A 14,453-nucleotide genomic window follows, 5' to 3' on the forward strand; every position below is an offset into this window, starting at 1 on the left:
CTAATGATCCCACTTCGCTTTGAACTGGGAAGACGCGTCGCTTAGTATCGCCTTCCCATGTCCAAAGCACGCGATTTGGAAGTCTAACTGCGCAAGCTTTTTCAGACTGCGCTCCCCTTCCTCCAGATTTTCGTACCCTATAGACAAACCGAGCCCCAGCATATTGCTGCAAGTATCCGCCGCGAAGAGTACGCCTCCATACTGGGGCCATAGGAGCGCGATCTGTCCCGCGCAGTGGCCGGGAACGTGAATGGCGGTCAGGCCGCCGGCGATCGGCAGCACGTCTCCGTCGCGTACTTCGTGTTCAATCGATGCAGGCTCCACGGATTGCGGCGCTAGGGCAAGCGCGCGGATAGCGATGTGGCTGAACAGTCCCGGCGTGGGATACAGACGGCGGAAGCCCGTTCCCGCAATGGCGATGGGGGCGTCGAGGGGATGCATGTAGGCATCCGCGCCGGTCGCCTTTTTGAGCGCGGCGAAGCTGCCGATGTGGTCGGGATGGGCGTGTGTCAGGATAATATGACGAACGTCTTCGGGCTGCTTGCCTAATTCTTGGATCGCCTGTAAAATCTTTTCCGATCTGCTCGGAAAGCCGGCGTCAATGAGAACGCAGCCGTCGGAGGATTCCAAGAAGAACGTATTGACGGGGCCGGCGGCGAGAGAGTAAAGCCCGGGGGCTATCACTGCTGCGTGCATTTTGAGTATCCTTCGCGGTCGTTGTCCCGATGTCTCGTCTTATACTCGTTTTACCTGGAGGCGACGGGAATCGCGTTGAAGTTTGCGATTGCCAGGTAACTGAGATATAATCGGCTTGGAGACAAATTTTATTGCAGAGAGAGAGCCGGGAAAATAGCGCGGGGCAATGGGCGGTTCTGGCGGGGCTGCGCTTCTTGCTGGCGACCATCGTACTGGCGAGCCATGCGCGCCATATGGGGGCGGCGCTTGTCGTGTTTGGGCCGCTGCGTTTGATGGGCTATCAAGTCGCGATGATCGGGTTCTTTCTGATCAGCGGCTTTAGTATCGCCCATAGCGTGCGTCATCCGCAGGGATTCTATCGGCGTCGATTAGACAGAATTTACCCGGTCTATCTGGTCGGCTTACTGTTTGCGCTGGTTCCCTTTATGGTTTGGGGGCCGGTCGTGACGACGTACGCGGAGAAGATCGGCGCGCCGGGAAGTCTTTGGGATCTCCTGGGGAACGCCTTTTTTCTTCAGGGGATTACGGTTCGGCGCATCGAGACGAATGGACCGCTCTGGTCGCTGGCGATCGAGGCGCTTTACTACCTCTTCGCGCCGCTCTTCGCCAAGCTGCGCGTTCGGCATCTGCTGGCGCTGGCAGGGCTGTCCGCGCTGGCGTATGTCGGCCGCTCTCGTCTTGGCGCGGGGGACTGGGCGTACAATATGAACGGCCTATCGGCGTTTTTGCTGCTCTGGTCGTGGCTGCTAGGCTTCCTGGCCTACAAGCACGGACGTCAGATTTGGATGCGCCTCCTTCTCGTGGCCGGCGCGCCCCTGCTGCTCCTTTATGCGCCGCCAACGCCGCCGCTGGCGATTCCTGTCTATCTGCTGGTCGCCGCAGCTCTTCTCTGGCCGCCCAAGCTTGGCCTGCTGCGGGCGGGCGGCCAAAAGACGCTGCAATACTTAGGCGAACTCAGTTATCCCCTCTACGTCGTCCACTGGCCCATCTTAGTGCTGCTCTGCTCCGGCGGCCAGCATCACCCCGCGCTCATGGTCGTGGCGGGATGTTTCCTTGCCGCCGTTCTCGTTTATCACGGGATCGACGCCCCGATGCGGCGACGCCTGGCCGCGCGTCAGGCTCTGCGAAGCGAAGCGCAAAATTCTCCCGCCGCCGCTTGAGAAAGCCACGTTATGACAGCTACGGAACGTTCTCCCGAGACACGAAGACGAATCCGGATGCATGACCACCTGTGTCATGCCGGCGTCTTTGGCGATGTCGAGACAGCTCGTTACTTGCTTGATCGCGGCGCCGAAGTCAACAACCCTTTCAATCCCAATGCGCAAACGCCTTTATATCACGCATGCGTCAGAGGCGATCATGAAATGGTTGCTCTGTTTCGAGAAGCGGGCGCCAAAATCGGACCGCAGGACGCTGCGGTCTTGGGCGAAACGGAGATCTTGCGCGGTTTCCTGGATGGCGGATATTCGGTAGGGCTCACTCAAAGCGGCTGGAAGTCCCTTGCGACTTCGGCGGTGCTCGGCGGGCATCTGGCGACCGTTCAACTGCTGGCGGAGCGCGGCGCGGATTTTACCGTTGTTCGTTCCGGCGGAAGGTCTCTGCTCCTGCTCGCCGCAAAGCGCGGGCATCGCGAGGTTGCTTCGTTCTTGGCGCAAGCTGGCCCCGCGTTCGGCTTGTCAGAAGCGATTGCTGTGGGAGACCTGAACGGTGTCCGGGGATTGCTGGACAGCGGGGCCGATCCCAATACCCCGATCGAGACACTCCTGCCGTTGACGGTTGCGACAATGACCGGGCAGGTCTCCTGCGCCCGGCTGCTTCTGGAGCGCGGCGCGGATCTCCTGGGCTCCATCCATCAGGAGCGTGAGGATGGCTCCCTGATGTTCGCCCCCACGGCGGCCGGGGAAGCGATCCGTTATGGCTGGACGGAAATGTTGGCGTTATTGCTGGAGTATGGACTGCCGGTCAATAACCCTGAGAAAACCGATGGCTCTCTGCTGGGGCGTGCGTTGTCTTCTCCCAAGATTGCGGCGCTGCTGTTAGCGCACGGCGCCGTTCCCATCGCCGGTGAAGCGCTCGGTATGGCGCTGGAATCATCGGATCCATGGGAGACGGCTCGGCTGTTTCCGCAGGCGCTCGCAGCGCTGGAGGCCCCAAATGATCGGGGCTGGACGTGGCTGATGGGAGCGATCTGGCGTGGACGACTGGATCGCGTGCGGCGGTTGCTGGAACTTGGCGCGAACCCGCATTGTGTCGATGCTCGCGGCGCCACGTGCCTCAATCTTATGGAGGGCTGGTTGTGGCGTCATGGCGTCGAAATTCAGACGATCCTACTCGATATTGGCTTGGACGTAAATACCCAGGACAATGAAGGAATGACGCCTCTCATGCGCGCCGCTCGCTTTGGCCATGACGATCTCGTGCGGCTCTATCTGGACCATGGCGCTGACCGGGCGTTACGCAACGCTCAAGGGGATTCGGCGCATGATTTCGCACAGAACAATCCCGAGATCCTGGCGCTGCTGGCGGCGTGATCTATCCTCCCGCCTTCGTGTCGCCGAAGTAGAGAATGACGTCGTCGAGATATTGGGGCTTGAAGTTCGAGCGCACGAAGCGCATGGCTGTCCCGGAGACTGTCGGCGTGGACGGGCCGCGCCAGGCGACGGCGTTTTTGCCATAGGGAGCGAGTTTGACGGTCGCCGCATCCGGATTCCCGATCTTGCGCAGATCGATGGCTTTGATGGGCCCATGGACTTTCGGGTGGTGGAAGCGCACGATGACCTCGGCGCGGCCGATATTTCCGCGCCACGACGAGCCGGTGTGCAGCACATAGAACGTCTGGAGGACGGCGCTGTTGTGGTCGGTAATTTGGCCGCCGATATCCGTCGTGTAATCGTCCTCAACGATATGCGTCTGATTCGCTCCAAATTTGACAGTCTTTGCGTGCCAGACATCGCTGCTGTTCGCGGCGTCCTGAACGACGCTCGTCGGAACGGATTTGCCATCGACTTTGGAGGTGAAGGAATGGAATGTGCCTTTGGGGTTCGCCGGCTTGCCGGAATCGTCCTGGTAGGCCTTCTCGCCGCGTCCTCGGTCGGGGAACCCCATACGCACGGCGCAGGCGGGGCCGTGGTTTTTGAAGACAAACCGGCAATGCGTCTTTACCGTGTATTCGCCCACGTCCATCGTCACCACCTCGCTTTCCATCGCGACGGTCTTGTGTCCGGCGAGAAGGCGCGGCGCTCCGCCGAAGGAGATCCCCCCGTCGTCGGCGCGCGCGGGAAGGGTGAGCGCAAGGGTGAAAAGTCCGAGCAGTGTGAGTGTTTTGTATGCCATACGGCCATTCTACCCAGACTGCCCACGCTCACTAGTTCTTGATTTTTGTATCTCCGAAGTGAAGAATGACGTCATCGCTGTACTGTGGGTTGAAGTTCGTGCGGACGAAGCGCAGGGTCGTTCCCGAGACCGTGGGTGTGGAGGGGCCGCTCCAGGCGACGGCGTTTTGACCGTACGGATATAGCTTGATGATCCCATCGGCATTGCCGGAGATTTTGCGCATGTCGAGCGCCTTGAGGGGGCCAGGCATCGTTTTACGATGGAAGCGTACGATCACTTCGGCGCGTCCAATGTTTCCACGCCATGACGATCCCGTGTGCAGCACATAGTATGCCTGATGAACGGCGCTGCCGTAGTCGGTCATCTGTCCGCCTATATCCGTTTTGTAGTCGTCCTCAACGATGTGCGTTTGATTCGCGCCGAATGCAACCGTCTTCGCATGCCAGACATCGCTGGGAGTTTTGGCGTCTTTCAACACCTCGGTCTTAACGGGCTTACCGTCGACTTTGGAGGTAAACGATTGAAAGGTTCCGTGAGGAGCCATCGCCTTTCCCGTTTCATCTTCGATCACGTTGGCCCCGCGCGCTCGGTCTGGGAAACCCATGCGAACGGTGCACGCGGGGCCGTGGTTTTTGAAGACGAAGCGGCAGTGCGTCGTGACCGCATTCTCCCCGATATCCATTGTCACCACTTCGCTTTCCATCGCGACAGTTTGATGTCCTGAGAGAAGTCTGGGCGAACCGCCAAAGGTGATCCCCCCGTCGTCGGCGCGGGCGGGGATCGTGGCGGCGAGAGTGAGCAGCCCTAAGAGGGCGAACGTTGTTTTGGTCATACGCCCATTCTACCCATGAGCGCCGTCTCTCCTGTGGAAATTGCGAGCAGAGTCCGATAATTCCATTAACTGTCTCCAAGGGCGACCGAATAAGGCGGGCGTGGCGGCGAGACAGATGGAAAGTCACTCATGTCGATCAGTTCAAAAAAATGCTTTACTCGTTTGGGGGCCGCCGCCGTCATGATCGCCGCATTGGCGGACGCCGCGGGCGGGGCGCCCTCGGGGCTCGCGGCGCCCTCGGGGCGAACTGAGACATCTCAGGATATGGAGCTGCTGCTCAGTGACCAGATCTTCGTCACTACCGCGACGAAGACGACTGGCCGAATCAGTGACTCGCCCGCCGCCGTTACGGTCATCACGGAGGATCAGATTCGGGCGAGCGGCGCGCGGACAATCACGGACCTGCTGCGCTCCGCGCCGGGCGTCGATGTGATGGACGTGAACAACACGCAATCGAATGTTTCCATCCGCGGGTTCAACGATCAGCTCACCAACAAGCTGCTCGTGATGGTTGACGGACGGTCGATCTATCAGGATTTTTACGGCGCCGTGTTCTGGGCGCAGGAACCGCTGCTGGTGTCACGGATCAAGCAGATCGAGATCGTACGCGGACCCGGCTCGGCTCTGTACGGCGCCAACGCCTTCGATGGCGTCGTCAATATTATCACCAAAACACCGCTGGAGATGGCGACGGAGGCGAAGTCGGGATTCACGGCGGCGCGCGGGAGTGAGAACGCCAACAGCATGGAGGCGTACGCCGCCGGCAAGGCTGGAGCCTGGAGCTATTCGTTCGGCGCGGGTTACAACTCTTCGGATGGCTATGGGAATCAGGAACAGCCTAAGGTTCCCGACAGCAATTCGACGAATATCCTGATGGCCGATGCGCAGCGCGCGATGCCGCGCGGTGTCCTGCGACTGTCCGTCAACACGAACGATACAAAAACGGACTTTAACTCCGTTTTCTTCGTTCCCAATAGCGACTGGCTGAGCCGGAACTACACGATATCGTACGGCGAGGCGGGCGTTCGAAACCCGGTGCAGGTCCGCGCGTTCTTGAATACGCTGGATTTGACGAACCCTGGACAGTTCGACATTCACAGCAATACCTATGACTTGGAGATCCAGCAGCAGCGCACCGTCTCCGATCGGCATCAGCTGGTGTACGGGGTGAACTATCGGAGAGCGGAAGTCAACGCATTGCTCACGAGCGACCGGACGAAGTCGCGCTCCTCATGGAGCGGGTTCTTACAGGACGAAGCGCGTCTCGGAGCGCGGACCAATCTCTTTGCCGGCGTTCGGCTGGACCACGATTCTCAGTATGGCGCGAACCTCTCGCCGCACCTTAGCCTCGTGCATCATCTGCCGAAAAATCAAACCGTCCGGGTTTCCTACTCCTCCGCCTTTCGTGCGCCGACTCTGTTCGACAACTATCTGGATTTTAGCACCGAAATTATTCCTTCGGTCCTCTCCGTGAACCTTGTCGGCAATCCTAACGTGCGTCCGGAGAAGATCCGCACTCTGGAGATAGGGTACCGGCGCGATTTCCATGAAGGCTACGTCGGCGTGAGCGCATTCTACAATCAGATTTCGGACATGATGTATATCTTCCCGACCGAATATGCGCCCAGCCCGCCGTTTCCGGCGAACACCGGCGTGCTCTATACATCTCTGAATACTGGCGGCGCGCACGCGGCGGGTCTGGAGCTGGAAGGCGCCTTTCGGGTTGCTCGCGGCGTGAAGGGACTGTTCAACTATGCCTATCAGGATGTGGCGGACGATCAGCGGAACCCCATCAGCTACTCGCCGCACCACAAAGCGAATCTCACTTTAGCGTCCATCGGTCCATCGCGCTTCACATGGGACGCCGATATCCATTATGTCGGCTCTTCCATCTTGCGCGATGTCTTCCACGCGAACACCGAGTACGACATCGCGCCCTATGTTCGCGCCGACGTCAAGATCGGTTACAAGCTTGGATCCGGGGACCGTTCCTGGCGCCTCTTCGCCGCCGCGACTAACCTTCTCGGCGACGGCCATCGCGAATTGCCGCAGGTTCCCAGCGCTTTCAGCGACACCCCGCAAGCCGCGGCCGCCCGCCGCGTGATCTGGCTGGGAATCGAGAGCCGATAGCATTTTTGAGTGCGAAAAGGCGAAATTGTGCTAAAGTGAATTGCCGGGCCAGCAACGCATTCAGATCCGTACAGCGCCATGAACCACTATCGCATGTTCCACTCGCTCACGGCGCTTTCTCTCGCGTCACTGACCTTGGGAAGCGCTGCCCGCGCCGCGAACACACAGCCTCGTCCGCGTCTCATTGTCACGCCTGCGTCCATGAAGCCGTTCCTCTCGGCCAACCCCGAGGATTCCGCCTGGAAGAACGCGCCCACGATCCCATCGCTGCCGCTCTCCCTGGGCGAGGAAAGCGCGGGCCTCACGGCGCTTCCCACGCAAGTCAAACTGCTCTGGGACGCCGATTATCTCTATATTCGCTTCGTCTGCATCTCCTCCGAAATCCACTCTCCTTACAAAACCCACGACGATCCAATCTACAAAGGCGACTGCGTCGAGATGTTTCTGGACGTCAAGGGCGACGCGCGCCAGTGGATCGAGCTGGAAGTCAGCCCCCGCTGCGTCACCTTCGATAAAGTCATGACCCTCACCGCCGACCCCATCTCCGACGCCGACTTAATCCTCGCTCCCGATCTACGCAACCGAGACCTCTGGCGCGACCTTTCCTGGACGCTCGACGGCCTGCGAACCGCCGCCACCATCCAAAAATCCGGCAAACGCATCACCGGCTGGACCGTCGACATCGCCCTCCCCGCCAAGCCCACCCTCCGCCGCCTCGGTCTGGACCACTTCGCCCCCATGACCCTGCGCGCCAACTTCCTGCGCTACGAATACCCAGCGACGAACGGCGCCAAGCGCCCGCTGATCGCGATGAACTGGTCGCCCGTCCGCTGGGGCTGCCCCCACATCTCGCCGCAGGCGATGGGGTATTTGGAGCTAGGGGAGTGATCAAAAGAATAACATAATAAAACGAAAATATCCTTGATTCAGAACGATCTTTAAAGATTTGGCAAATAGCTAAGATGACCCCAAAATAGCGTGTTTTACATGGCGGTAAGACTAGTTAAGACGGGGCGCTCTAACAGGATAGTGTTAATTTAACTCAACATCTACTCTGTAAATGGAAGCGTTCATTGTCATCGACAGGATAGTCGAGTATTGCTGTTTCAAGAGAATTAAGCTTAATTATTTGCCCCGTAACATTATTTATGATAAAATATCTACCTGTTGTCACATCAAAATCTATTCCTGTTTGCCCAAACTTTTCATCCGTATTGTCGATCATTATAGTCGTTGTAGTGTAAGGTAGGCTGTCAAAAAAACCATTTTCGCTAAAAGCCGTTTGAAGTATTGGCCCGATGGTTTTCCACTGTAATTTGTTCTGTGTGCGTTGGAATACATCATATGTGGACAATAACCATTGGCTCCGTATATAGGCTTCAATTCCGGTTTTTGTAGGGTGTATAGATTTTTTTATAATTTCATCAAAAGAAGCTTTGTTATGTTCTGTTCCTAATGATCCACCTGTTTTGAAATATCCTGGCTTGATCTCCGTTATCGCAAAACCCTTTTTTGTCCATCTGTAATGAACGAGCATATTGTCTTTGTTGTTGTACTTTGATGTATAAGCAAGGAATAATTCTGTGGGCACTTTTATGTCATTTAAAAATGTTGGTAGTGCACGCTTTATATGAACTGCTCTGCGATGGGACATTCTCGCTTGCAGGTTGTGATCTCCAAAATTCTTTTTAATTACACCGAGTAACCTACGTATAGTCCTAATGCTGTTTGTTGCAAACGCAATCGAAATTTCATCGTTAACAAAATAAATCTTTTGAAGCCTGTCTGCAACGCGAGGTGATACACTGCCATCTGACTGCCAGCTGATTCTGCAATCAGCTGCTATCAAGATTTCGTTTTCTGGACTCATATGTCCGATAATTAAAGTCATTTTATTTTCAATTGTTGCAGATATACTTATCGTAACCCTAGGCGGTCAAATAGAATACGGTTGCGCTTTTTTGCATTATCTAAAAGCTTTTCAAATGATATGATTTCCGTGTAGGAATTGTAGTTTTCGTTAAAATGAAAATAGCCCAAGCCATCCGGAGTTGGACGGAAACCATGATTGGCCGCTTGAAGACGAAGTGTTTGGGTCAAATCGGCAACGATATAGCAATAAAAAGGTGTGTTCAAATTTACATTTAAAGGTCGACCTTTGATGTCTGACTTGGTTCCCTTCCTAATCTCGTTAACGTATCCATAAACTTGTGATATCGGGTTTTCTTCTTCGTTAAAATTGTTTCTGGCTGCTTTTTTAAATTCAACAATGACAACTGATGATAAAGGCCCACTTCCTTCAGCAAAGGCAAGTGGGTTGTTTAATATAAGTAAATCAGGTCTGTTCAAGCTCTCTGAATTTAATTCTCCAATTTGCTTGAAACGCATATCTGACGCCAAAAACGAATGATATGACAGTCGCTCATCGATAATCCATAAGTTTTGATAATCTGTAGATTCTATTTCGTCAGATGTCATTCGCATGGGATGGATGATGCTATGTATTAAATCTTCATCCTCATATTTTCCATTTGCATTGATTTGAAGACCCTTTTCTAAGAGGTCAATAATTACTTTGCGGTATGCAACATAGCGAGATAATCCCGATTGACCAATGTCTGTTACTGCTTCCATCAATTCATCGATCTCTGCTTTAATCGCGGGCCTGTCAACTACAGCAACACGCTTAGATGAAATATTTTTTGTCTTGATTTTGATGTCAGCACGAACTTTTTGATCAATCTTGCACAGTTCGATCTCTAGGTCATCATTAGGTAAATCAGGCGGTATTTTTAATAACTCATCTGTTCCCCATTTTAATAAGTGACGATACATTGGTGCTTCATCTGCGATATACCGTTGTATATGATTAATTTTTGCTTCAGCTACTGGGGCGGTAAAGGGCGCTAAATACAGAGCGGACAATGCCGTGGATGCTGAAGTTAAAGCTGTCCAGTCAATCTCCCCAAACATATCAGGCTCACTACCATAAGACATGCTGAATCTAGTGCGTTCTGGATTTACATGCTGATCTAAGAAAGATCCTGATACATACCCTGCATAAACAAATTCACGTCCTTCATTATCTTGAACTCGAGAAGATAAATCTACAATTTTTTTTGAGAGATCCTCGCTTGTTACTGCTCTCATATGTGCACAATAATGAATACTATGCTTAATCTGAGACCGTTGAGCAAGACGCAGGTGCATAATCTTAAAGCTGTTGCTTCCGATCTGAAATGCCTCGTCATGCCTATCAAGTATAATTTCTGATGATACACGGTCGTTAACACTAATATTTAAATTGTTGCTATCATCAACAACTCGTACTTTTGGACAAGAATCTAGTAAGAAATACTCAAGGCAATGCGCAGCAATGTGGCTTGCTATTGTCTCTGCTGTCTTTGGACATTGGTTTTGATATTGAGGCTTAAAACCAATCAGTGTTACACTCGTGCGGATTAAAGTCGATGTGTCTGGCCCGCATTCATGGTTACTTATTCCGTCAGGAATCTGAAAATCGAAGACACGTAATTGGTTATTTGGCTTGCCAGAAAACGTACTTCTAATTGAAACTTTATCAAATGCTTTCAACCAGAGAAATCTACCAACTCCTTTGCCACCTATATTTCTTTTATGAACCGAGTCCGATGTTTCGAACGAACGATAATTTCCTTGATCAAACCCAACTCCATTATCTTCGATAATGAATTGACTAACAGGATCAAGAACACTTTGTCCTGTGTCGAGAGACATTTGTGGTGTGGCTTCGCGTATGATTTTTACTAGCACTTCACCTTCGTCAGACTTTCCCCATCTCTGCTGAACCGACTGAATCGAATTTACCACTGCTTCGTAAAGCGGTGCTAGGGCATTTGATGGTGCTAGGGCAATATTTCTAATACGCCCGTCAAGATTGATTCTCATATCGAAATCCTAGTCAGTATGGTCTAATCACGAATGTGAGCGCTAAACTTAACTATTATACCTTAAGCACGAACAAATGTTCTTTATGTGTAAAGAACCTAGAGCATTCAGATTCTGAAAAAGACAGTAGAGATTCCAATAATATAAGAACACTCTACTGTCTTTTTAGATGCCGTAGATAGAGATGTCTGTATTTACGCCAGCTTCGCGGCCTGGTCGGTCTTTTCCCAGCCGAAGGCGGGGTTGCCGAAGTGGCCGTTTTTGGCGGTTTGGGTGTAGATCGGGTTGACGAGGTCCAGCAGGCTGATGATGCCGCGCGGGGTCAGGTCATAGGCGCTCTGGACGCGCTTGCTGATCTCGGTGTCGGAGATGGAGCCGGTGCCGAAGGTTTCGACGAGGACGCTGACGGGCTGGGCGACGCCGATGGCGTAGGCCAGCTGGATCTCGACGCGCTCGGCGAGGCCGGCGGCGACGATGTTCTTGGCGATGAAGCGCGCGGCGTAGGCGGCGCTGCGGTCCACCTTGCTCGGGTCCTTGCCGGAGAAGGCGCCGCCGCCGTGGCGCGCGTAGCCGCCGTAGGTGTCCACGATGATCTTGCGGCCGGTGACGCCGGTGTCCGCCTGCGGGCCGCCGATCACGAAGATGCCCGTCGGGTTCACGTGATACTTGATTTCCTGGGTGACGTACTTCTCAAAGTCGGCAAGCACCGGCTGGATGACAAGCTCGTTGACGAGCTTTTGGACATCGGCGCGGGTCAGCTCGGGATCGTGCTGGGCGCTGAAGACGATGGTGTCGATGTAGAGCGGCTTGTCGGTGGCGCGGTCGTAGGCGATGGTGACCTGGCTCTTGGCGTCGGGGCGCAGGCCGAGGCTGGAATCCTTGCGGACCTGGGCGTAGAGGCCGGTGAGGCGGTGCGCAATGGTGATCGGCAGCGGCATCAGCTCCGGGGTTTCGTTGACGGCGAAGCCGAACATCATGCCCTGGTCGCCCGCGCCCTGCGCTTCGTCCACTCCGCCTTCATCGACGCCGGCGGCGATGTCGGGGGATTGCTTTTGCAGCGCGACGAGGACGCCGGTGGTGTCGCCGTCGAAGCCGTACGCCGTCTTGGTGTAGCCCGCTTCATTGATGGCTTTGCGCACGACGTCGCTGATTTCGACATAGCCCTTGGTGGTGACTTCGCCGGCGATGACGGCGAGGCCGCGCGTCAGCAGGGTCTCGACGGCGACGCGGCTGGTGGGGTCCTGGCGCAGCAGCTCGTCGAGAATGGCGTCGCTGATCTGGTCGGCGAGCTTATCGGGATGGCCTTCGGAAACGGACTCCGAAGTGAAGAGTTTGATGTCGGACATGGGTGTGCTTCCTCTCAAGCGATGTTCAGATTGAGAGCAGCGGCCGGGCTATCAAGTTTTCGTGAGGCAAGCGGGAGAAGTTTTCGTTCGCTTGTCTTATCTCGCGCCCTCATTCTCGAATCGAAAATGCGGCGCCGGAATTAACACCTTCCCCGGGCGGGGTGGTTGTTGTGGTTTCATCGGGCCGGTCCCTCCACCACTCTTGATAAGAACGTCATGCTGCGCTATTGAATTGTGTCTATTATGGCGCCGCCGGCCCCGTTTTGTCAACGGAGCCGACGGCGGTCATTCGATGGGACTATCCTACGGTGGATCCGGCGGCCCGTCGGTGGTTGTTCCTCCGCTAGTCGTTCCTCCGTCGGTGGTTGTTCCTCCGCTGGTGGTTCCGCCGTCGGTCGTCGTCCCACCGCTGGTGGTCCCGCCATCGGTCGTCGTGCCGCCGCTGGTCGTGCCGCCGTCCGTGGTCGTTGTTCCTCCGGTGGTGGTCGTTCCGTCGGTCGATCCTGTCGTCGTCCCGGTTGTGGAGACCGCCGGGGTGTATGTCAGCTTGTCGTTGGGAGTGATCGCGCTGATTCCTTTGGCGTTCAGCACGCGCACGTCCACCGTGCCGATGTGAGCGCCGCCGGGAGTGACGACATTGATTTGGGAATCGGAGACCACCGTCGAATTGGCGAGCTGAGTTCCGAGATGCACTGTGACGGGCATGATCGCGCCCGTGGCGTCCCGGGATTCGAAGCCTGTGCCGGAAATGGTGACGATGCGGCCAGCGTTCAAAGGAACACTGGGCGGGTCTACCTGAGTGATCACGATGCCGTTGATCGTTCCTGTCGTGGAGCCCGTTGTTGCGCCGTCCGATGAACCGCTGTTGTCTCCGCCGCTATCTCCGCCGCCGCATCCGGCGATCACGACAATCGATATTCCGAGCGCGGCCATTCCCGCCATTCGGTATCGCTGAAGGGTTACGTATTTCAAAAGGAAACCTTTTCCGTGCTCCGTGGATGTTCGCCGGGGGCGTGATGGGTCATGGAGAACTCATTCACGGACGCCGGAGCCTGACCTATTATATCATTTATCTCAAAGATGTAAAGTACTTGCTGCGGCTCGCGCCGGCAATACGCATGAAAACTCTTCCGTCAGGTAGAATCCCGAGGACGGACGGTCACGCCGCCGTACATCTTTTCGGTTGGATAAGGAAATCACGAATGAATTATCGGCCCCTGGGCGCAAGCGGCGTCAATGTCTCGGAGATATCTTTTGGCTGCTGGACAATGGGCGGCCTGAATTGGGTCAACGGCAGCCCCAACGGATGGGCGAACGTGGATGAGGACGACATCGTCGCGGGGATCAAAGCGGCCCTCGACGCCGGCGTCAACCACTTTGACAACGCCGATGTCTACGGCAACGGCAAGGCGGAGCGGATGCTCGCTCGCGTCTTCGACAAGCTCGGCGTCCAAACCAACGATTATGTGATTGCCACCAAGATCGGCCACTTCCCCGGAACCGCCGAGCACGCCTACGAACCGGCGCATATCCGCCACCAGTGCGAGCAGTCGCTGATCAACTTAAAGCGCGACTACATCGACGTTTACTACTTCCACCACGGCGACTTTGGCCCGGACGCCAAATACCTGCCCGAAGCCGCCGCCACGCTCGACGCCCTGGTCGCCGAAGGCAAAGTCCGCGTCAAGGGCCAGTCGGCGTATTCCGCCGATGACTTCGAGCGTGTCGTCCCCGTTGTCAAGCCGCAAGTGCTGCAAAGCTGGGCGCACGCGCTCGACGATCAGTTCGTCCGCCCCGGCTCGCGCGTCAGCAAGCTGCTCGAAGAGCACGGCATGACCTTCGTCGCCTTCAGCCCGCTTGCCCAGGCGCGCCTGCTCGACAAGTACAACCCCGAGACCCCGCCCCAGTTCGAGCCTGGCGACCACCGCAAAGACAGCTCCGCCTTCGGCGCGGAAGCCATCGCCGCCCTCAAGCCCAAGCTCGAAGCGCTCAAGGCTCGGTTCGGCGCCACCACCGAGGATCTCGCCTCCATCGCGCTCAACTACATCCTCGCCCAGCCGCGCGTCGCCTGCGTCATCCCCGGCTTCCGCAACGAGCGTCAGGCCAAATGCAACCTCGCCGCCGACGGCCGCACCCTCACTGCCGACGATATCGCGTTCATTCAGGAAACGCTTGCGTAAACTTCGAAA

At 55.8% G+C, this 14,453-nt stretch carries 12 protein-coding genes and 1 riboswitch; of the genes, 5 read left to right on the forward strand and 7 right to left on the reverse strand.

Features of this window, described 5'->3' with window-relative positions; all coding sequences use genetic code 11:
- A complete protein-coding gene (locus ABIZ35_RS10290) occupies positions 1-696 on the reverse strand; it encodes an MBL fold metallo-hydrolase (protein WP_348219806.1) in 696 nt (231 codons plus the stop codon).
- Between the two features lie 131 nt (positions 697-827).
- On the opposite strand from ABIZ35_RS10290, the gene ABIZ35_RS10295 reads away from it, so the two are divergent.
- Entirely contained in the window at positions 828-1,856 is a 1,029-nt protein-coding gene (locus ABIZ35_RS10295) for an acyltransferase (RefSeq protein WP_348219807.1), read from the forward strand.
- A 12-nt stretch (positions 1,857-1,868) separates the two neighbouring features.
- Positions 1,869-3,227, forward strand: coding sequence for an ankyrin repeat domain-containing protein (locus ABIZ35_RS10300; RefSeq protein WP_348219808.1), 1,359 nt, complete (start codon positions 1,869-1,871; stop codon positions 3,225-3,227).
- 1 nt (position 3,228) lies between these two features.
- Here the strand turns inward: ABIZ35_RS10300 and ABIZ35_RS10305 are convergent, their stop codons facing one another.
- Together ABIZ35_RS10305 and ABIZ35_RS10310 are read right to left on the reverse strand one after the other, a co-directional pair.
- Positions 3,229-4,029 carry a hypothetical protein gene (locus ABIZ35_RS10305; protein WP_348219809.1) on the reverse strand — a complete coding sequence of 267 codons (801 nt, stop codon included), beginning with the start codon at positions 4,027-4,029 and terminating at the stop codon, positions 3,229-3,231.
- Positions 4,030-4,060: 31 nt separating this feature from the next.
- Complete coding sequence (locus ABIZ35_RS10310; RefSeq protein ID WP_348219810.1) at positions 4,061-4,861, reverse strand: hypothetical protein; 801 nt, start codon at positions 4,859-4,861, stop codon at positions 4,061-4,063.
- Between the two features lie 129 nt (positions 4,862-4,990).
- On the opposite strand from ABIZ35_RS10310, the gene ABIZ35_RS10315 reads away from it, so the two are divergent.
- Positions 4,991-6,991, forward strand: coding sequence for a TonB-dependent receptor (locus ABIZ35_RS10315; RefSeq protein ID WP_348219811.1), 2,001 nt, complete (start codon positions 4,991-4,993; stop codon positions 6,989-6,991).
- A 78-nt stretch (positions 6,992-7,069) separates the two neighbouring features.
- Complete coding sequence (locus ABIZ35_RS10320; RefSeq protein WP_348219812.1) at positions 7,070-7,879, forward strand: carbohydrate-binding family 9-like protein; 810 nt, start codon at positions 7,070-7,072, stop codon at positions 7,877-7,879.
- A gap of 154 nt (positions 7,880-8,033) precedes the next feature.
- Here the strand turns inward: ABIZ35_RS10320 and ABIZ35_RS10325 are convergent, their stop codons facing one another.
- The 4 genes from ABIZ35_RS10325 to ABIZ35_RS10340 all read right to left on the reverse strand — a co-directional run bounded on the left by ABIZ35_RS10325 (position 8,034) and on the right by ABIZ35_RS10340 (position 13,236).
- Entirely contained in the window at positions 8,034-8,882 is an 849-nt protein-coding gene (locus tag ABIZ35_RS10325) for a hypothetical protein (protein WP_348219813.1), read from the reverse strand.
- A 26-nt stretch (positions 8,883-8,908) separates the two neighbouring features.
- Positions 8,909-10,918 carry a hypothetical protein gene (locus tag ABIZ35_RS10330; RefSeq protein WP_348219814.1) on the reverse strand — a complete coding sequence of 670 codons (2,010 nt, stop codon included), beginning with the start codon at positions 10,916-10,918 and terminating at the stop codon, positions 8,909-8,911.
- Positions 10,919-11,112: 194 nt separating this feature from the next.
- A complete protein-coding gene (metK, locus tag ABIZ35_RS10335; RefSeq protein ID WP_348219815.1) occupies positions 11,113-12,264 on the reverse strand; it encodes a methionine adenosyltransferase in 1,152 nt (383 codons plus the stop codon).
- Positions 12,265-12,357: 93 nt separating this feature from the next.
- Positions 12,358-12,476, reverse strand: a riboswitch (SAM riboswitch).
- Between the two features lie 91 nt (positions 12,477-12,567).
- Positions 12,568-13,236: an IPT/TIG domain-containing protein gene (locus ABIZ35_RS10340; protein WP_348219816.1), complete on the reverse strand. Its 669-nt coding sequence runs from the start codon at positions 13,234-13,236 to the stop codon at positions 12,568-12,570.
- Positions 13,237-13,466: 230 nt separating this feature from the next.
- Here ABIZ35_RS10340 and ABIZ35_RS10345 point away from each other — a divergent pair, with 230 nt between their 5' ends.
- On the forward strand, positions 13,467-14,444 hold the full coding sequence (locus tag ABIZ35_RS10345) for an aldo/keto reductase (RefSeq protein ID WP_348219817.1): 978 nt from the start codon (positions 13,467-13,469) through the stop codon (positions 14,442-14,444).
- Positions 14,445-14,453 lie beyond the last annotated feature (9 nt).

This window comes from Capsulimonas sp. (assembly GCF_039929585.1).
In the GTDB taxonomy this organism is placed as follows: Bacteria; Armatimonadota; Armatimonadia; order Armatimonadales; family Capsulimonadaceae; genus Capsulimonas.

Bases quoted from the DNA above. Each gene is read 5' to 3' on its own strand.
- ABIZ35_RS10290 (WP_348219806.1), bottom strand. From the start codon at position 696: ATGCACGCAGCAGTGATAGCCCCCGGGCTTTACTCTCTCGCCGCCGGC.
- ABIZ35_RS10305 (WP_348219809.1), bottom strand. From the start codon at position 4,029: ATGGCATACAAAACACTCACACTGCTCGGACTTTTCACCCTTGCGCTC.
- ABIZ35_RS10320 (WP_348219812.1), top strand. From the start codon at position 7,070: ATGAACCACTATCGCATGTTCCACTCGCTCACGGCGCTTTCTCTCGCG.
- ABIZ35_RS10315 (WP_348219811.1), top strand. From the start codon at position 4,991: ATGTCGATCAGTTCAAAAAAATGCTTTACTCGTTTGGGGGCCGCCGCC.
- ABIZ35_RS10325 (WP_348219813.1), bottom strand. From the start codon at position 8,882: ATGACTTTAATTATCGGACATATGAGTCCAGAAAACGAAATCTTGATA.
- ABIZ35_RS10345 (WP_348219817.1), top strand. From the start codon at position 13,467: ATGAATTATCGGCCCCTGGGCGCAAGCGGCGTCAATGTCTCGGAGATA.
- ABIZ35_RS10330 (WP_348219814.1), bottom strand. From the start codon at position 10,918: ATGAGAATCAATCTTGACGGGCGTATTAGAAATATTGCCCTAGCACCA.
- ABIZ35_RS10310 (WP_348219810.1), bottom strand. From the start codon at position 4,861: ATGACCAAAACAACGTTCGCCCTCTTAGGGCTGCTCACTCTCGCCGCC.
- metK (WP_348219815.1), bottom strand. From the start codon at position 12,264: ATGTCCGACATCAAACTCTTCACTTCGGAGTCCGTTTCCGAAGGCCAT.
- ABIZ35_RS10300 (WP_348219808.1), top strand. From the start codon at position 1,869: ATGACAGCTACGGAACGTTCTCCCGAGACACGAAGACGAATCCGGATG.